Below are 17,348 nucleotides of genomic sequence, written 5' to 3'. Positions count from 1 at the left end.
AATGGAAAACGTATCGCTCTTCGGCGCCTTCATCGCAGGGGTCCTCAGCTTCATCTCCCCCTGCGTGCTGCCGCTCATTCCCGGCTACCTGTCGTTCATCTCGGGCGTCTCGCTCGAAGAGATGCGCGGCATGCCGGGGGGTGGCGGCGCCGTGGCGGTGGCGGGCGGCGTCAGCGCGGCGGCCAAGCGGCAGGTGATCATCACCTCGCTGTTCTTCATCCTCGGCTTCTCGCTCGTGTTCGTGTCGCTCGGCGCCTCGGCGACCTACCTCGGCCAGTTCCTGATGGAACGGCTCACCATCTTCGGCAAGATCGCCGGCGTGCTGCTGGTCGTGTTCGGCCTGCACACCATGGGCGTGTTCAAGATCGAGTGGCTGCTCCAGGAAAAGCGGGTGCAGGCCAACACCAAGCCCGCCAGCATGCTCGGCGCCGTCATCGTCGGCATCTCGTTCGCCTTCGGCTGGACGCCGTGCATCGGCCCCATCCTCTCGGCCATCCTGCTGGTCGCGGCGCAGCAAGACTCGGTGGGACAGGGCATCGTGCTGCTCTCCACCTACTCGCTCGGGCTGGCCATTCCCTTCCTGCTCACCGCCCTCGCCATCAACCAGTTCTTCGTCGCGTTTGCCAGGATTCGCCGTTACTACCACGCGATTGAAATCGTGTCGGGCGCGTTGATGATCATCATCGGTGTCTTGATCTTCACCAACCGCTTCACGGTCATCGCCCAGTGGCTGACACCGTACCTGCCCACGTTCTGAGCACCAGCCCTTAGGCCCCTCAGGCACGCGTACGCACCCGTCGGCACCTGGGGTTTCTGCTATCCTTTCACTCGTAATGGGTCGCCGCACTGTTCGCATCGCCCTGTTCGCGTTCGCACTGCTCGCCACCGCGGGCCTCGGTTACCGCGCGATGGCCGACGAGGCCCGGTTGGCCGCGGCCCGGCAGGACGGCGCCGCCACGGACCAGGCGGCGGAAGAAGCCTTCGGCGCCCTGCTCGACGTCCGCGGCTCCATGTACGCCTACGTCGCGCCGAACCAGGGGACCGAATTCTGGGCGCACCGCGTCGGCACGCTGCTCGACACCCTCAGGCAACGTCTCGTGACCCTGGATACGGCGGCCGCCGCGTCCGGTGGCTCGCTCTCCGATTCCCTCGACGGCGTTGACCAGCTCGCTGCCGCCGACAAGCGCGCGCGCCAGTACGTGGAGCGCGGCGAGCTCCTGCTGGCCGGCGACGTGCTGTTCACCGAGGTTCGCGACCTGTTGAACGCCGTCACCGAACAAGTGACGGCCGTCCGTTCCACCCTTCGCACCAACGCCGACCGCAGGACCGCCGGCATCCGCCAGGAGCAGGCCGCGCTGGCGGCAGCCGGTGTGGCCGCGTGGTTCCTCGTCGCGCTGCTCCTGTTGCCGGGCCGCACGCCTGCCGCGAAGGAACCCCTTGAGTGGCGGCATGACCTGGCCGACACGCTGAAAAAAGTACCGCCCGGGGAAGACCTCAACCTCAAGACAGACGAACCGCTCGAGGGTTCCGCCTCCGCTCCCAAAGGCTCTGGGGAGCTTCGGCGAGACCTCGCCGGCTTGTCCACCGGAGCTTCAGCGAAGGTGGAAGCGGCCTCCGGCCGCGAAGGCGGGCCCGACTTGAAGCTGGTCGCCGAGATCTGCGCCGACCTCTCGACGCTCACCGACATCGGCGCGCTGTCCGGGGCGCTCGCGCGCGCGGGCGACGTGATTGGCGCCAAAGGCCTCATCGTATGGGTGACGTCGAACGACGGCGCCTCGCTGTCGGCGGTCGCCTCGCATGGCTTCGACGCCCGCGTGGTCGCGCGCGTCGGCGCCATCGATCGCGCCAGTGACAACCTCACCGCCGCGGCCCTGCGCGCAAACGCGCCACGGCTGAGCGTCGCCCACGGTTCCGCCGCGGCCGCGATCGCGGTGCCGATGTGCGGGCCCACCGGCCCGGTGGGCGTGCTGTCGGCGGAACTGCAACCCGGCAAGGCCGCGGATGACGCGTGCGTGGCGGTGGCCTCGATCTTCGCGGCCCAGCTCGCCACGTTGACGGCGCCGCTGCCAATGGCCGCCGCGCCCGTGGCCGACGCGCCGCCGGCGAAGAGCGCGGCGTCATGAGCCTGGCGGTCGTACTCGCCGAGGACGACCCCGACATCCAGCTCGTCGCCAGGCTCGCGCTGAAGCGCGCCGGCTTCATCGTCAGGGTGGTCAACAACGGCCAGGAGGCGCTGGACGCCATTCGCCAGCAGCCGCCCGACGTGGTGCTGCTCGACTGGATGATGCCCGAGCTCGACGGCCCGGAAACGTGCCGGCAGCTCAAGGCGGACCCGGCCACCGCCGGCATCCCGGTCATCTTCCTGACGGCGAAGTCGCAAGAGGCGGAGATCCAGCGCGGGTTGAGCCTCGGCGCCTCCGGCTACGTAACCAAACCGTTTGACGCGCTGTCGCTCGGGCAGCAGGTCAAGGACATCGTCACCGCGAAGGTCCCGTGACCATCCGCACGCGGGCGTTCATCGGCCTCTGGCTGATTTACCTCCTCGCCGCCCTCGCCATCGGCCTCGTCGTCTATTCGTACGGCGAATCGACGAGGATGGACGCCAACCAGCAGCGCATCTCCGAAGTCCTCAACGTCCACGGCACCATGTGGCGCGCGCTGGTCGAGGCGCGGGCCAATCACCTCGCCTACGCCCTGACTGGCGCGCCGGCGTTGCGCCACGGGCGCGACGACAATCGCCGCGTCTACAGCGGGGCGATGTCGCACCTGGCGTCGCTCACGCGCGATTCGGCACAGCTCGAGCGCCTCGCCCGCATTCGCTCGGCGGCGGGTTCGTGGACCGCGCTGTGGGACCAGACCGTCCCGCTCGGCCGGGCGACGGTCGCCGACCAGGAGCTGCTCATTCGGCGCACCGCGGATGACTTCACCAGGATCAACCAGGAGCTCGTCGCATTCGACGCCCGTGAGCGCGAGCTGCTGCGCCAGGTCTCGGATACCATTGTCAACCAGCGCGCGACCCTGGCGGTGGTCAGGACCGCGTTTGCCAGCGTGTTCATCGGCGCCATCTCGCTCATCATCTGGTTCGCCAAGCGCGGCGTGCTCGATCCGCTGCGGCAGCTGACCGAGTCGGCCGAGGGCATCGAGCGGGGCGACTTCGCCGCCGCGCACCAGACCCTGCGCGCCGACGAGATCGGCGTGCTGTTCAACTCGTTTGCGAAGATGGCGCAGTCCATCCAGATCCGCGAGCGCGAGCTGGCCACGGCGCTGAGCGAAACGCGCGAGCTGGCCGCGGTGACCGTCGAATCACGCCGCCGCGTCGAGGCCGCGCACGCCGACCTGCTGGCCACGCTCGAGACCGTACCGGCGGCGCTGATGATCTTCAACACCGACGGCAGCGTGCGCCTGCGCAACCGCGCCGCCACCGACGTGTTTGGCATCGAGCCGCGGGGCGCCGAGCTGCGCGCGAACTACTGGGCGCGCTTCAAGCGCATCGCGAAAGACGGCACGCCGATCCCACCCGAGGAGTGGATCTCGGCGCGCGCGTTGCGCGGCGAGCAGGTGATCAACCAGGAGCTCGAGATTCACCATCCCGACGGCCGCGTCTTCCCCATCCTGGCCAGCGGCGCGCCGCTGCGCAACGAGCTCGGCCACGTGGCCGGCGCCGTGGTGGCCTTCCAGGACATCTCGCGCCTGCGTGAAGTGGACCGGATGAAGGACGAGTTCGTGTCGATTGTCAGCCACGAACTGCGGACCCCGCTGACCTCGATCCGCGGGTCGGTGCAGCTGGTGCTCGACGAGCCGGATTCGGTGCCCGGTGAGGAGCACCGGCAGTTGCTGCAGATCGCGTTGAACAACTGCGAGCGCCTGGTCCGCATCATCAACGACATGCTCGACATCGCGAAGATCGAGTCTGGCAACATCACGCTGCACACGAAGCCCGTGAACGTGGCCGACATCGTGCGGCAGTCGATCCAGGTGGTCGAGGGCCCGGCCCGCGCCGCCCAGGTCACCCTTGATGCCAGGCTGCCGGCCAGGCTCCGCCCCGTCATGGTGGATCCGGACCGCATCGTCCAGGCGCTGGTGAACCTGCTGTCGAACGCGGTGAAGTTCGCGCCGGAGGGCTCCACCGTCTCGGTGACCGCGGTCGGCTCCGACACCATGGTCACGCTGGCGGTGTCGGACCAGGGCGACGGGATCGCCCCAGAGAACCTCAATCGCCTGTTCAAGAAGTTCCAACAGGTCGACAGCTCGGCGTCGCGCCGCAAGGGCGGCACCGGCCTCGGCCTGGCCATCACCAAGGCGCTGGTGGAACAGCACGGCGGACGCATCTACGTGGACAGCGAGGTCAATAGGGGCACGCGCTTCTCGTTCACGCTGCCCACCGCCTCGGTGGAAGAGGCGGCAGCGCTGGCGCTGGCCCCGGTCGCGGTCAACCAGGACGGCTCGGCCCGCCTCGCCGCGCGCCGCGTGCTCGTGGTGGACGATGACGACGACTTCCGCGCGCTGATTCGGTCGCAGCTGATCCACGCCGGCTACGAAGTGCTGGACGCCCGCGACGCGGCTTCGGCCATGCACATCGCGCGCACCATGCGGCCCGACGTGATCACCGTGGACCTGCTCATGCCCGGCCTGGATGGCTGGGAGTTCATCGAGCGCCTGCGCAGCGAGGACGCGCTCGCGCGCATTCCCGTCGTGGTGGTCTCCGGCGTGCCGGATGCCACCGATTCGGGCCGCCGGCCCGAAGGCGTCGCGGTGGTGACCAAGGGCGAGGGCCTGGATCACCTGCTGCGGCAGATCAGCCAGTCGCTGGGCAGCCGCACCGGCGCCACGGTGCTGGTCGCCGAAGACGACAACGACCTGCGTGGAGTGCTGACGGCGGCGCTGACCCGGAACGGGCATCGCGTCCTGCAGGCGCGCGACGGCGCCGAGGCGCTGGCCGCCATCGAGCGCGAGCACGTCGACCTGCTGGTGCTCGACCTGGTGATGCCGAACATCGACGGCTACGAGGTGTTGGCGCGGCTCAAGGCCAACGAGAAAGACGCCCGCATCCCGGTGGTGGTGGTGTCGGGCGCCGACCGCTCGTCGAGCGAGCTGCGGTCGCTGCGCCTCGGGGCCAACGTCTACCTGACCAAGCCCATCGAGGCGGCAGCGCTCACCGCGGAGGTGACACGCCTGCTTGGGTCCGGCTAAAGCCGGACACTACATTGCGTGCGTGGCCCGGTCCACGCATAGAATCCTTGAATGGCAAAAGCGGGGGGCGAAAAGACCGCGATCCTGGCGCGGGCTGACAAGGAGGGTGTCAAGTTCCTGCGCCTGCAGTTCACCGACATCCTCGGCGTGATCAAGAACGTCGAGGTCCCCGACCGCCAGTTTGCCGACGCCCTCGACGGCAAGATCATGTTCGACGGCTCGTCGATCGAAGGCTTCGTTCGCATCGAAGAGTCGGACATGTACCTGCGGCCGGACCTGTCCACCTTCCAGGTGTTCCCGTGGGCCGACCCCAACGGCGCCCGCGTCGGCCGGCTGATCTGCGACATCGCCAATCCCGACGGCAGTCCCTTCGCCGGCTGCCCGCGCACCACGCTGAAAAACGCCATCGCGCAGGCCGGCCGGCGCGGCTTCACCATGGTGGCCGGGCCCGAAATCGAGTTCTTCCTCTTCCTCCGCCGCGACGGCCGCGCCACCACCGAGACGCACGATCGCGCCAGCTACTTCGACCTCGCGCCCATCGATCTCGGTGAAGACGTCCGCCGCGAAATCGTGATTGCCCTCGAGCAGATGGGCATCGGCGTCGAAGCGGCGCACCACGAAGTGGCGCCGGGCCAGCACGAGATCGATTTTCACTCAGAGGACGTCCTGACGACGGCGGATAACGTGAGTACGTGCCGGTTCATCGTCAAGTACGTGGCGCTGCGGAACAACCTGCACGCGACCTTCATGCCCAAGCCGATCTTCGGAGTGAACGGATCGGGCATGCACACGCACCAGTCGCTTTTCAGCGGCGGCCAGAACGCCTTCTTCGATCCCGGCAACGAGATCCTGTTGAGCCAGACCTGCCTCAACTACGTCGGCGGATTGCTCCAGCACGCCAAGGGCTTTTGCGCGATCACCAACCCGCTGGTGAACTCTTACAAGCGCCTGGTGCCCGGCTACGAGGCGCCCACCGCCATCGCCTGGTCCGAGAAGAACCGCAGCCCGCTCGTGCGCGTGCCCGCCTCGCGCGGCCCCTCGACGCGCATCGAGCTGCGCATGCCGGATCCATCGTGCAATCCCTACCTCGCCCTGGCGGTGATGTTGCGCGCCGGCCTCGACGGCATCGATCACGCGGTGGATCCCGGTCCGCCGGTGAACAAGAACATCTACAAGATGAGCCATCGCGAGCGCCGCCACCTGCGCATCGACGACCTGCCGGCCAACCTCAGCGAAGCCTTGGATGAGTTCGAGAAAGACGAGCTGGTCAAGGAGACGCTGGGCGAGCACATCTTCAATCACTTCCTCGAAGCCAAGCGCGAGGAGTGGGCCGAATACATCCGCCACGTCTCGCCGTGGGAGATGGACCGCTACCTCGGAGTGTATTGATCGTCGGACGCTTCGTCCTTGTCCGGGGACAAGACGCGAGGCTTGGGGCCTGGGGCCTGGGGCCTGGGGCCTCCGCCTGTAACTGCCTCTTTTAAAACAAGATCTGCGTTATCTGTGTCATCTGCGGCCCTGCCTTGGTCGGTGGCACGACCCTTGTAGTTCTGGGTGGCAGGCTGCGGCGGATCACCGAGGGGCGAACTATCAGGCAGGCGCTGGCATCGCCGCCCTTCGGCCGCACTCTTCACGATCCGTCCGCGGCCTACTTCTCTCTTGGCACCCCATAAAGGGGTGCCCTACGGAGAGAGTTGTAGGGCACCCCTTTTAGGGGTGCCGGGAACTGGGAGATTCGCCATGGGTCGCACACGCAACATCGTTTGGAGTCTCGTCATCGCAGCCAGCGCGCTCACCGGCGCTTGCGCGTCGATGGGCTCGCGTTCGATTTCTGAGGTGCAGACCAATCCCGGCAAGTTCGCGGACAAGACCGTGACCGTTGAGGGCGTCGTCACCACCTCGTTCGGCATCCCGTTCGTGCCGTTCAAGGTCTACCGGGTGAGCGACGGCTCCGGCGAAATGCTGGTGATCTCCGACAACAACCGCACCCCCGGCAAGAACGCCCGGGTCCGCGTGCGCGGCGAGGTCGAGGAAGTCGCGCTGATCGGCGGCCGTTCGTTCGGCCTCCACATCCGCGAAAAGAGCATTAAGTTCCTGTAAATACAGGAGTTAATGCCAGAAGGGCGGCACTTCTGTGCCGCCCTTTCTATGTACGCCCCGCCCTTGTGAAATCTAGTACAATGTCCGGCTGTGGAAGCAATTGAACATCCGTCCCCACTAGTCGCGATCATCAACCTCCTGCTCGCGACCCTCGGCATTCACGCCGAGATCCCCGACCACATGGTCTTCGTCGGGCTGATTACGCTGTTCATCCTCTTCATCGGCCTGGCCATCCGCTCGCAGCTGAGCGTCGACAACCCCGGCAAGCTCCAGATCGTCCTCGAGGACGTCGTCTCGTTCCTGGTGGGCGTGCTCGAAGACAACATGGGCAAGAAGGGCCGCAAGTACCTGCCGCTGCTCGGCACGCTCTTCGTGTTCATCCTGATCGGCAACCTGATGGGCCAGGTCCCCGGCCTCGGCTCGCCGACCAGCAACATCAACGTCCCGTTCGCGTGCGCGCTGACGCTGTGGCTCTACTATCACGCGCAGGGCGTGATGGCGAACGGCCCGATCAACTACATCAAGCACTTCGCGGTGATGCCGGGCGTGCCGATTGCGCTGGCGCCGATGATCTTCGTGATCGAAATCATCAGCCACCTGTCGCGCGTGCTGTCGCTCACGCTCCGCCTGTTCGGCAACATCTTCGGCGAGCACCTCGTCGTGCTGATTCTCGCCAGCATCGTCCCGTTCATCGCGCCGCTGCCGATTCAGTTCCTGGGATTGATCGTCGGCCCGCTCCAGGCGTTCATCTTCCTGACGCTGGGCGCCATCTACCTGACCGCCGCCACCCACGTGGACGACCACGGGGACGACTACGAGGGCGAGCCGAGCACGCACGCCCCCGCGCATTCTCACTGATTAATCTTCACCACCACGACCGTCCGGTCGTCTGACTGCTCGGCGTCGCCGCAGAACTGCTGAACGGCGCCAAAGATCTCCCCGACAATTTCCTTCGCCGGCTGCGTGTGCGTGCGTTCGATCACCTCGATCAGGCGGGCGCCCCCGAATTCCATGCCGGCCTCGTCGAACGCCTCCGAGATGCCGTCGGAACAGAACACGAACACGTCCCCGGGCGCGAGCGGCACCTGCACCTCGTCGTAGGTGGAGCTGCCGAATGAGCCGAGCGGCACGCCGGGCATGTCGATCTGCGTCGCCTTGCCGTCGCTGCACCGCACCGGGTAGGGCAGGCCAGAGTTGGCGAACGTGACGATCTGCTTCTTGAACTCGAACATCGCGTAGCACAGCGTGCAGTAGTACTCCTCCAGGTTGCGTTCGTGGAGGATGCGGTTCATGCCGGCCAGCACCGCGGCCGGCGTGCTGCGTTCCTTCTCCAGCCGGCGGCGGAACGTGCGGCCACGGACCATCTCGCCGATCGCCGCGCCATAGAGGGCCGCCGGCACGCCCTTGCCTGAGACGTCGCCGACCGCCACCACCAGCGTGTTGGGCTCGGGCGACAGGAAGTCACAGAGGTCGCCGCCCAGCTCGCGGGCCGGATCGAAGTGCCACGACACGTCCACGCCCCGCAGGCGCTTGGGCAGCTCCTGCGGCAGCAGCGCCATCTGGACGCGCTTGGCGAACCGCAGCTCCTTCTCGAAGCGCGCCTCGTTGGCGCGAATCGACTCGTAGAGGCGCGCGTTGTCGAGCGCCACCGCGGCTTCCGAGGCCAGCAGCGTGAGCAGCTTGACGTTCTTGGTGTTGAAGGCGTCGCGCTCCGGGCTTTCAAGGTCGAACACGCCGATGCAGCGGTCCTTCAGCATCAGCGGGATCACGAGCTCGGATCGCACGCCGGGCACCGCGTTGATGTAGCGCGGATCCTCCAACACGTCGGGGACCAGCACCACTTCCTTGTGGAGGGCGGCGTAGCCGACCAGGCCTTCGCCGAGCTTCACGGGTTCCATCGCCGCCGGGTCGTCGCCGTACTTGATCGCCACCTTCATTTCGAGCACGCCGGTGTCTTCGTCCAGCAGGAGGATGCCGAAGATGCGGTAGTCGATGACGCGCTTGATGAGGTGGGCGAGGCGCGTCAACAGCTCGTCGGGGTCGAGAATGGAGGTCATCTCGCGGCCGATTTCCGCGAGCGTCTCGAGCGTCTCGGCGTATTCCCGCTCCGACTCGAACAGCCGGGCCGTGGCGATGCCCTGGGCGACGTGCGCGCCGAACTGCCGCAGGATCCACTCGTCGCGTTCGGTGAACGCGCCGGTGCGGTCGCTCAGCAGGTTGAGGGCGCCGATCACCTTGCCCTTGTTGCGCAGCGGCACCGCCAGCTGCGACTTGGCGCCCGGCACCACTGCCAGGTAGCGGGCGTCGGAATCGACATCGTTCAACAGGATGGGCCGCTGCTCGGCGATGGCCGTGCCGACGATGCCCTGGCCCATCTGCAGCGTGAAGTGCTTGACGATTTCCTCGGGGTAGCCGAGGGCGTAGGCGATGCTCAGTTCCTGCCGCTTCTCGTCGAGCAGGTAGACCGAGAAGACCGTGAACTTGGTGAGCCGCGAGATGAGCTGCGGGATTCTTTCGAGGAGCGTGTTGAGGTCGAGCACGGAGCTGACCTCACGTCCCAGTTCGGCGAGGATGGCCAGCAGCTCGGCGTCGGAGGCGGTGCTGCTGGCGGCGCCATGCGGCGCGGGTTCAGTCATTGTTGTGTCGTTTTATCAGATGCGCCGAGGGTGTACTTCGTCACCCAGTCGTAGATCCGCTGCATGCGGTCCTTCTGATGATAGTACTCGCTAAACCCGTGTCCTTCGCGCGGGTAAAACACCAATTCCGTGGGCTTGCCGCGATCTTTCAGGGCCCGGTAGAGTTCCTGCGCCTGCCCCACCGGCACCCGCTCGTCGTTCGCACCGTGCAGGATGAGGGTGGGCGTCGTCACCCTGTCGATGTGGGTCATCGCCGACCGTTCCAAATAGAGCGGCAGCGTCCTGGCATTGGGGATGCCCCCGAAATAGCTGATCAGCACGCTGGGGATGTCGTTGGTGCCGTACATGCTCCACATGTTGGTGAGGCCGGCGCCGACCATGGCCGCCTTGAAGCGGCTGGTCTGCGTGATCACCCAGGCCGTCATGTAACCGCCGTAGCTCCAGCCGATGTGCGCCAGCTTGTCGGGGTCGGCGATGCCGCGCGCCACCAGCGCGTCCACGCCGGTCATGATGTCCTTGTAGTCGCCGCCGCCCCAGTCGTTGACGTTGTTCTGCAGGAACTTCTCGCCGTAGTTGGTGCTGCCGCGCGGGTTGGGATAGAACACCGCCCAGCCCTTGTTGGCCCACACCTGCCCACCCTCAAGGCCGCCCAGGCGGAAGCCGTTTACATACGCCCCGGCGGGGCCACCGTGCGCCACCACCAGCGTCGGATACTTCGTGCCGGCCGAGTAGCCCACCGGCTTCAGCAGCACGCCCTCCACTTCCAGGCCGGCGTCGCCTTTCCAGGTCACCACTTCGGTGTCGCCCTGCGCCAGCTCGGCGAGCTGCGGGTTGGTGGTGGTCAGCTTGCGGAAGCTCGCGAACGACGGATCGGTCACGAGGATCTCGGATGCCGAATCCGGCGTGTCCATGGTCACGGCGATGGTCTTGCCGTCTTTGCTGTACGACGCGCCGTTGATGGTCCGCTTCTGGCTCAACTGGCTGTAGACGCCGGTGGTCAGGTCGTAGGCGAACACCTCGGTGTAGGCGCGCTTGCCGGCGACGAAGGTGATGCGCTTGCCTTCCGCCGTCCACTGCGGCGCGCCGGCGTCGGTGTCGAAGGCCGGCGACGACACGTTCTTCACGGTCTTCGCCGCCACGTCGTAGAGCATCAGCTTCGACTGCAGCACCGGGCCCACCGCCGTGCCGTCGGGAATCGGGCCGTGGCTGTCGGGCTCGGCGGTCCAGGTGATCAGCTTGCCGTCCGGCGACCAGCGCGGCGAGCCGTCGTTGCCGAAGTTGGTGCTGATTTTCTCGACCTGTTTCGTCGCGAGGTCCGCCAGATAGACGTCGCGGCGGTTGTCGCGCAGCATCGGCGTGGCGGCGGCGCCAAACACGAAGCGCTTGCCATCCGGGGCCCACGACGGCGCCCCGCTGACCGTGAAGGCGGTGCCTTCGGTGATGCGCGTCGCGGCGGCCGCACTAAAGTGCGGCCCTACTGGCACCACCCACACGTGCGCGTAGCGGAAATCGCCCTCGAACACGCGCTCGTCGTCCCGCTTCTTGATGGCGGCCTCGTCATCGGCGCTGCGCGGGTCGGTGGACACGAAGGCGATGCGCGCGCTGTCGGGCGCCCACGAATACGCCGTCACGTTCTCCTTGGTATCGGTCACCGTCCACGCCTCGCCGCCGTCGGCGCGCATCGCGTGGACCTGCGCCTTGACCTCTTCACCGGTGCCGCGGGCCGACACGAAGCTGATGAAGCGGCCGTTGGGCGACCACTGCGGCTGGCTCTCGCCCTTGTCGCCGAACGTGATCTGCCGGGCCGGCGCCGACCCGTTGGCCGCCACCTTCCAGACGTGCGTCCGCGACTCCATGCGGTCCTTTTCGGAGACCCACGCGCGCACCGTGTACAGCACCTGGCTGCCATCCGGCGAGATGGTCGCCCCACCCACCGCCTTGACGTTGAGCACGTCGTCGAAGGTGACGGCCCGCTTCGCCTGGGCAAACGGGTTCGTGGCGGAAACCAGCACGAGCGCAACGGCGACCAGGGTCTTACGCATCACGGGGCCTCCAAAGGGCGAAGTATAATTCTGATCTCCATGGACATTGCACTGCCGCTGGACATCACGGCGATCGAGCGGATTCTGCCCCACCGCTCGCCGTTCCTGCTCGTCGATCGCATCATCGAATTCGAACCCGATCTGCGGATCGTGGGTATCAAGAACGTGTCGGTGAACGAGCCTTACCTGAGCCGGAACGGCCTCAACGGCCGGCCCACGCTGCCGCCGACCATCCTGACCGAGGCGGTCGCGCAGGTCGGCGCCATCCTCATCCTGGCCAAGCCCGAGAACAAGGGCATGTTGATCTTCTTCCGCGGCATGGAGCGGGTCCGCTTCCGCGCGCCGGTGCACGCCGGGGATCAGGTGGTGATCGAGGCCAACGTGAAGCGCCTCAAGAGCCGCATGGGCGTGCTCGAAGGCCGCGCCCGCGTCGGCAAGAAGGTGGTCATCCACGGCACGATGACATTCGCGCTCGGGGCGGAATGACGCGGCTTCCCCGCCTCGCGAAGCTCACCACAGACGATGCCGGCTGGGGCTACTTCCTCTGTACCTACAAGGAGATTCGCGCCGGCCGCAGCGGCAGCGAGTTTGCCATCCTCAACCTGCAGGATGCCTCCGGCCAGGTCACCGCGAAAATTCTCTCCGACCTCGAGCGCCTCCGCGCCGAGTTCGAACCCGGCGAGTTCGTGCGGGTCGAAGGCCGCGGCAGCCTCTACAACGGCGAGGTGCAGCTGATCCTCGGCACCATCCGCCGCGTCAGTCCCGACCAGGATCGCCTGCAGGGGTTCCGCGAAGAAGACTGCATCCTCAGCGCGCCGCGGCCGATCGACGAGATGTGGGAGGAGCTGCAAGTGCGGCTCCGCGCCGTCAGAAACGATCACATCCGTGTACTGCTGAACCGGGTGGTTGCCGATCACGCCGATCAGCTGCGGACCTGGCCGGCGGCGCAGACCATTCATCACGCGTATCGCGGCGGCTTCCTCGAGCACATCACCAAGATGGCTGAAGTCGGCGCGCACCTCGCGCGCTGCTACGGCGCCGACGAAGATGTGGTGTTCGCGGGCGTCGTCCTCCACGACATCGGCAAGCTGCAGGAGCTGGCCTACGAGGGCGGTTCCGGCAGCTACACGCGCGACGGCAACATGGTGGGCCACATCGCGCTGGGCCTGATGCTCGTGCGCGAGGCCATCAACGGCATCTCGGGCTTCCCGGTGGAGCTGCGCGCGCAGGTGGAGCACCTGATCGCCTCGCATCACGGCACCCGTGAGTACGGCTCGCCGGTGGAGCCGAAGTCGATCGAGGCGTTCATCCTGGCCTCGGTGGATGAACTCGACGCCAAGATCAACCAGGTCCGCCGCGCGATCGGCGAGGCCCCGTCGACCGACGAGTTCACGTCCTGGAACAAGCGGCTTGGCCGGGTGTTGTACAAGGGATGATTTGGTGATCTCGTGATGTGGTGATTTTGTGATTTGGGATCCGAAATCTGAAGATTTGAAAATCTTGAGATTCCGCAACCTAAATCACCAGCTCACCAAATCGCCAAATCACCAAATCCGCGTCACTTTCTGCCCACAATCCACGTCCCTGCGAGCACAAGAAGTGCCGCAAGCAAGATGCGTGGAGAAAGGGGTTCCCCTAGCAGTACGGTTCCCAGCGCCACCGCGATGATCGGGTTGATGTAGGCATAGAGCGACACCAGCGAGAGACGCAGGTGTTGAATGGCGTAGATGTACGCCGAATAGGCGACCAGCGAGCCGGCCACGCTGAGGTAGGCCAGCGCCCCCAGCGTCCGCGGCGTGAACGACAGCTGCGCCCAGTCGCCGTGCAACGTCGCCGCCGTCAGCAGCATGATCCCGCTGAACACCATCTGCAGCGCCGCCGACGGAAACGGGTTGTCGCCCAACTCGTGACGCTTGGCGTACGACGTGCCGATCACCCAGCCGATGCACGCGAGTTGAATCGCGATGACGCCGCCGATGAACGCGCGTCCGCCGGCGCCGCCTTGCGACATCTCGGGCCACACCAGGATCACAATTCCCGAAAACCCGATCGTGAGGCCGACGAGCGATCGCGTCGTGAAGCGCTCGCCGTTGGGCAGCAATCGCTCGAGCAACGCCGACCAGAACGGCGTGGTCGCGATCAACACCGCCGTCAGGCCGCTGGCGACGTACTGCTGCGCGAACACCACGAAGCCGTTGCCGACAATGTTCATCAGGAAGCCGAGCAGGACCAGCGGGCCCCACATCCGCGGCGGCGGCAGGCGCCGGCCCATCGCCAGCAGGATGCCGCTCAGCAGCAGGCCCGCCGCCATCCAGCGCAGGCCGGCCAGGAGCAGCACCGGCACGGTATCGAGCGCGACCCGAATCCCGAGGTAAGTGGTGCCCCAGACAATGCAAACGGTGATGAAGGCGGCGTAGGCGAGGCTCACGGCTCGCTCCCGCCTTCGCCAAGGCTACTGCGGACAGGACGGCGGGCAGGCCGCGGCAGCGTCTTCTCTTTCGGGATGGCGATGCGCGGATCCTCCTTCACCGTCTCGAGCACGATGGTCGTGCGCGTGGAGGTCACGCTCACCGTGGACGCGATCTGCTGGCGGAGGATCTGCCCCAAGTGCTCCGCGTCACGCGCGCGCACTTTCAGCAGGTAACAGTCGTCGCCGGCCACGTGATGCACCTCGAGCACCTCGGGTATCCGGCTCAACTCGATCGCCGACGGCATGTCCGGCCCGTGCTCCGAGGTCCGCACCGACACAAACGCCAGCAGCCCGCGGTCCACCACATGGGGGTCGATCAAGGCCACGTAATCCTTGATAATGCCCTTCGCCTCGAGCTTCCTGAGCCGCTCCGTGATCGCCGAGGGGGCCAGGCCGACCGCCTTCGCCAGTTCGGCCTGAGAAGTTCTGGCGTTGTACTGAAGAATATCCAGTAACGTGCCGTCAATTTCGTCGATCATCCGCAAAACATAACTAATTACTGGATTTTATTCAACACATGACCTTTTTGAATGAGGCCTCTCCGGCCGCCAGGAAGGCCCTGATTGCCGCCTCTCTGGGGTGGTTGGGTCGCGAGTCGCCCTCGCGCGTCTCGACGGCGCGCAAGGCGGTATGGCTCAGCGTTCGCTCTCCTTCGCCGGTCAAACCTCGGTCGGCGAGCTGTGCGCTCCGCCGATGACCAACCAAACCCCGCCGCGGCCAATTGTGGCCTACCCTCGGTTTGTCGGTCACGAACCTGCGTCGGCTCAGTCGAACGCTCACGCTGAGCCATACCGCCTCGCGCGCCGCGCCACAGTCCGAAGGCCGCTTGCCGTCAGCTGGAGCACGAGCGAGAGCGGGCGGGAGGAGGGGCGACCGCGATTTATGAGATCGGGGGTATCAACAGCGCCCCGACGGGCAGGTTTTTGGCCGACAACCTGCAGCGAGCGCTCGGGCGACAGTCAGGCCGAGCTGCGAGTTGACAGCCCTCTCGAGCGAGTGCGGAAGCTGACGGCGAGCGGCCTTCGCGTGGGGCGCTTAGGGAGCGCGTGGGAGCTAGCTGACGCGATTTTGTCGATTGCTGTCGTCGGCGATGAGCGTCGCGGTCTCGGCGGCAATGCGCACGCAGTTGCGGCCGTCGTCTTTGGCGCGGTACAGCGCCTGGTCGGCGCGCGCGATTACCGCCTGCACGTTGACCTCGCCCGGCAGCGTCTGCGCCAGGCCGAAGCTCGCCGTGATCGTCAGCCCCTCGCCGGCCCACGGCACGGGCCGGTCGGCAATCTCCTTGCGCAGCGTCTCGGCCACGCGGCGGGCGCCGTGAAGCGGCGTTTCCGGCAGCAGCACCAGGAACTCCTCGCCGCCGTAGCGGCACTTGAGGTCCGAGCCGCGCAGCACTTCTTTCATGCGCTTGCCCACCGCGCTCAGCACCGCGTCGCCGCACAGGTGGCCGTAGCGATCGTTGACGTCCTTGAAATGATCGAGGTCGAACATGATCAGCGACACCGGCGTCTGGCTGCGGCGCGCGCGCCGCAGTTCCGCGTCGATCACGTCCAGCGCGTGGCCGCGGGTGTAGCAGCCGGTGAGCGCATCGCGCACGCTGTTCTCGCGCACCTCGCGGAACAGCTGCGCGTTCTTGATCGACACCGCCAGCAGCGCCGCCGCCGCTTCGATGACGCGGCGCCGGTCCGGCGCCAGCGGTCCCGCGTCGGGACGCACGCCGAGCACGCCCAGCGCGGTGCCGGCGACCACGAGCGGAAAGCCCGCCGTGCGCGGCTGCGCGGGCTGGGCCGGCGTCTTGTCGGACCCGCCGCCGGTCAGCAGTTGCTCCGCGATGTCGCCCCACTGCAACACTTCCTCGGCGCCCCGCGTGTCGCCCGAGAGCGCCTGCCATTCCGTGCCCTCGCGCACCAGCACCCACACGTGATCGGTGCCCGCCAACACCGGCATGTGCTGGGCGATGGCCACGCGAATCGAGTCGAAGTCCAGCGCGCGGCCCAGCGCCTGGCCGAAACCGACCAGGCGCTCGAGCTCCTCGGCGCGATGCTGCGCTTCCCTGGTGGCAATCTCCGCCGCCGCGGACTTGGCCTGCTCGTGGTGACTGCGGCGGTACAGGTGGAAGAAGAAGGCGCCGGTCAGCAGGACCAGCGCCGGCATCAACGTGAGCCCGCTCTGCCGCTCGATCTCCCGCGCGTAATCGAGCATGCGCGAAATGGGCGACGAGAAGATCACGATGAGAGCCGTCGTGAGGGCGCCGATGAGCAACAGGTCCTGGCGGCCGTACAGCTTCATGGCAGAAGGGCAGTATCCAGTATCCCGCGGCCAGTATCCAGCGAAGAAAGGGGAGGGCAGTGGTGCTAAGTTATTGGGCATGAATGCCAAGGGCAAATCTGTAACTGTTCTGCTCGGTATGGCTGTGCTGGCTCTGGTCGCCACCGTGGCCCTTGCCGCAAGCTCCGCCTCCGCTGAAGCTACGGCGGACAAGCAGGCCTCGAGCCCCAGGCCGGCGGGCCAGGCAGTCAAGGGCGGCCCCTTGTTCGTCCGCAAGACCACGCCGCCGCTGCCGGCCATGGGCTTTGCCCCCGTGCGGCCGATGGACATTATCCGCGCCACCTACGACTTCGCCGCGCAGCACCCCGAAATCCTGAAGTACGTCCCGTGCTACTGCGGCTGCGGCGCCGACGGCCACTCGGCCAACGAGTCGTGCTTCATCGCGCGGCGCGACGCCAAGGGCAACGTGCTGGAGTGGGACACCCACGGCTTCGGCTGCACCATCTGCGTGGACGTGGCGCGTGAAGCCATGCAGCTCTACTCCTCGGGCGCCGACGTCGTCGCGATTCGCAACGCCATCGAAAAACGGTGGGCGGCCAACGTGGCAAACCGCACGCCCACTCCGTTTCCACCGAAGAAGTAGCG

The 17,348-nt window shown here is 66.8% G+C and carries 15 protein-coding genes; 10 read left to right on the top strand and 5 right to left on the bottom strand.

Annotated elements, in window-relative coordinates:
- Window position 1: 1 nt before the first annotated feature.
- The 7 genes from WC815_09705 (at window position 2) to atpB (ending at window position 8,148) form a co-directional block, all read left to right on the top strand.
- Complete coding sequence (locus WC815_09705; protein MFA5909037.1) at window positions 2–757, top strand: cytochrome c biogenesis protein CcdA; 756 nt, start codon at window positions 2–4, stop codon at window positions 755–757.
- 76 nt (window positions 758–833) lie between these two features.
- Window positions 834–2,123: a hypothetical protein gene (locus WC815_09700; protein MFA5909036.1), complete on the top strand. Its 1,290-nt coding sequence runs from the start codon at window positions 834–836 to the stop codon at window positions 2,121–2,123.
- The gene (locus WC815_09695; protein MFA5909035.1) at window positions 2,120–2,497 is read left to right on the top strand and encodes a response regulator; all 378 of its coding nucleotides are present in this window, start codon (window positions 2,120–2,122) and stop codon (window positions 2,495–2,497) included. Before WC815_09700 ends, WC815_09695 begins: the two co-directional genes overlap by 4 nt.
- Window positions 2,494–5,190, top strand: a complete 2,697-nt coding sequence (locus tag WC815_09690) for a response regulator (protein ID MFA5909034.1) — start codon at window positions 2,494–2,496, stop codon at window positions 5,188–5,190. The genes WC815_09695 and WC815_09690 overlap by 4 nt, the downstream gene beginning before the upstream one ends.
- 51 nt (window positions 5,191–5,241) lie before the next feature.
- Window positions 5,242–6,579 carry a glutamine synthetase family protein gene (locus tag WC815_09685; protein MFA5909033.1) on the top strand — a complete coding sequence of 446 codons (1,338 nt, stop codon included), beginning with the start codon at window positions 5,242–5,244 and terminating at the stop codon, window positions 6,577–6,579.
- A 351-nt stretch (window positions 6,580–6,930) separates the two neighbouring features.
- Window positions 6,931–7,290 carry a hypothetical protein gene (locus WC815_09680; protein MFA5909032.1) on the top strand — a complete coding sequence of 120 codons (360 nt, stop codon included), beginning with the start codon at window positions 6,931–6,933 and terminating at the stop codon, window positions 7,288–7,290.
- 90 nt (window positions 7,291–7,380) lie between these two features.
- The gene (gene atpB / locus WC815_09675) at window positions 7,381–8,148 is read left to right on the top strand and encodes a F0F1 ATP synthase subunit A (protein MFA5909031.1); all 768 of its coding nucleotides are present in this window, start codon (window positions 7,381–7,383) and stop codon (window positions 8,146–8,148) included.
- Here the strand turns inward: atpB and WC815_09670 are convergent.
- Both WC815_09670 and WC815_09665 read right to left on the bottom strand, forming a co-directional pair.
- Entirely contained in the window at window positions 8,142–9,926 is a 1,785-nt protein-coding gene (locus tag WC815_09670) for a GAF domain-containing SpoIIE family protein phosphatase (protein ID MFA5909030.1), read from the bottom strand. The genes atpB and WC815_09670 overlap by 7 nt on opposite strands.
- Window positions 9,923–11,968: a S9 family peptidase gene (locus tag WC815_09665; protein ID MFA5909029.1), complete on the bottom strand. Its 2,046-nt coding sequence runs from the start codon at window positions 11,966–11,968 to the stop codon at window positions 9,923–9,925. Before WC815_09665 ends, WC815_09670 begins: the two co-directional genes overlap by 4 nt.
- Window positions 11,969–12,007: 39 nt before the next feature.
- Between WC815_09665 and fabZ the strand changes: the two genes are divergently transcribed.
- The gene (fabZ, locus tag WC815_09660; protein ID MFA5909028.1) at window positions 12,008–12,454 is read left to right on the top strand and encodes a 3-hydroxyacyl-ACP dehydratase FabZ; all 447 of its coding nucleotides are present in this window, start codon (window positions 12,008–12,010) and stop codon (window positions 12,452–12,454) included.
- A complete protein-coding gene (locus tag WC815_09655) occupies window positions 12,451–13,404 on the top strand; it encodes an HD domain-containing protein (GenBank protein MFA5909027.1) in 954 nt (317 codons plus the stop codon). Before fabZ ends, WC815_09655 begins: the two co-directional genes overlap by 4 nt.
- 122 nt (window positions 13,405–13,526) lie before the next feature.
- Here the strand turns inward: WC815_09655 and WC815_09650 are convergent, their stop codons facing one another.
- The 3 genes from WC815_09650 to WC815_09640 all read right to left on the bottom strand — a co-directional run bounded on the left by WC815_09650 (window position 13,527) and on the right by WC815_09640 (window position 16,724).
- Entirely contained in the window at window positions 13,527–14,396 is an 870-nt protein-coding gene (locus WC815_09650; protein MFA5909026.1) for an EamA family transporter, read from the bottom strand.
- Window positions 14,393–14,917: an Lrp/AsnC family transcriptional regulator gene (locus WC815_09645; GenBank protein ID MFA5909025.1), complete on the bottom strand. Its 525-nt coding sequence runs from the start codon at window positions 14,915–14,917 to the stop codon at window positions 14,393–14,395. The genes WC815_09650 and WC815_09645 overlap by 4 nt, the downstream gene beginning before the upstream one ends.
- A 574-nt stretch (window positions 14,918–15,491) precedes the next feature.
- Window positions 15,492–16,724, bottom strand: coding sequence for a diguanylate cyclase (locus tag WC815_09640; GenBank protein MFA5909024.1), 1,233 nt, complete (start codon window positions 16,722–16,724; stop codon window positions 15,492–15,494).
- A 118-nt stretch (window positions 16,725–16,842) separates the two neighbouring features.
- Between WC815_09640 and WC815_09635 the strand changes: the two genes are divergently transcribed.
- Window positions 16,843–17,346 carry a PCYCGC motif-containing (lipo)protein gene (locus WC815_09635; protein MFA5909023.1) on the top strand — a complete coding sequence of 168 codons (504 nt, stop codon included), beginning with the start codon at window positions 16,843–16,845 and terminating at the stop codon, window positions 17,344–17,346.
- The last annotated feature ends 2 nt before the right edge of the window (window positions 17,347–17,348 follow it).

Source organism: Vicinamibacterales bacterium (assembly GCA_041659285.1).
In the GTDB taxonomy this organism is placed as follows: Bacteria; Acidobacteriota; Vicinamibacteria; order Vicinamibacterales; family UBA2999; genus 12-FULL-67-14b.
This window is presented reverse-complemented; position numbering and strand designations above follow the sequence as displayed.

What these genes read in the sequence shown, in the direction of transcription:
- WC815_09705 (MFA5909037.1), top strand. Translation starts at nt 2, where the DNA reads ATGGAAAACGTATCGCTCTTCGGCGCCTTCATCGCAGGGGTCCTCAGC.
- WC815_09700 (MFA5909036.1), top strand. Translation starts at nt 834, where the DNA reads ATGGGTCGCCGCACTGTTCGCATCGCCCTGTTCGCGTTCGCACTGCTC.
- WC815_09695 (MFA5909035.1), top strand. Translation starts at nt 2,120, where the DNA reads ATGAGCCTGGCGGTCGTACTCGCCGAGGACGACCCCGACATCCAGCTC.
- WC815_09685 (MFA5909033.1), top strand. Translation starts at nt 5,242, where the DNA reads ATGGCAAAAGCGGGGGGCGAAAAGACCGCGATCCTGGCGCGGGCTGAC.
- WC815_09680 (MFA5909032.1), top strand. Translation starts at nt 6,931, where the DNA reads ATGGGTCGCACACGCAACATCGTTTGGAGTCTCGTCATCGCAGCCAGC.
- WC815_09670 (MFA5909030.1), bottom strand. Translation starts at nt 9,926, where the DNA reads ATGACTGAACCCGCGCCGCATGGCGCCGCCAGCAGCACCGCCTCCGAC.
- WC815_09665 (MFA5909029.1), bottom strand. Translation starts at nt 11,968, where the DNA reads ATGCGTAAGACCCTGGTCGCCGTTGCGCTCGTGCTGGTTTCCGCCACG.
- fabZ (MFA5909028.1), top strand. Translation starts at nt 12,008, where the DNA reads ATGGACATTGCACTGCCGCTGGACATCACGGCGATCGAGCGGATTCTG.
- WC815_09655 (MFA5909027.1), top strand. Translation starts at nt 12,451, where the DNA reads ATGACGCGGCTTCCCCGCCTCGCGAAGCTCACCACAGACGATGCCGGC.
- WC815_09645 (MFA5909025.1), bottom strand. Translation starts at nt 14,917, where the DNA reads ATGATCGACGAAATTGACGGCACGTTACTGGATATTCTTCAGTACAAC.
- WC815_09640 (MFA5909024.1), bottom strand. Translation starts at nt 16,724, where the DNA reads ATGAAGCTGTACGGCCGCCAGGACCTGTTGCTCATCGGCGCCCTCACG.
- WC815_09635 (MFA5909023.1), top strand. Translation starts at nt 16,843, where the DNA reads ATGGCTGTGCTGGCTCTGGTCGCCACCGTGGCCCTTGCCGCAAGCTCC.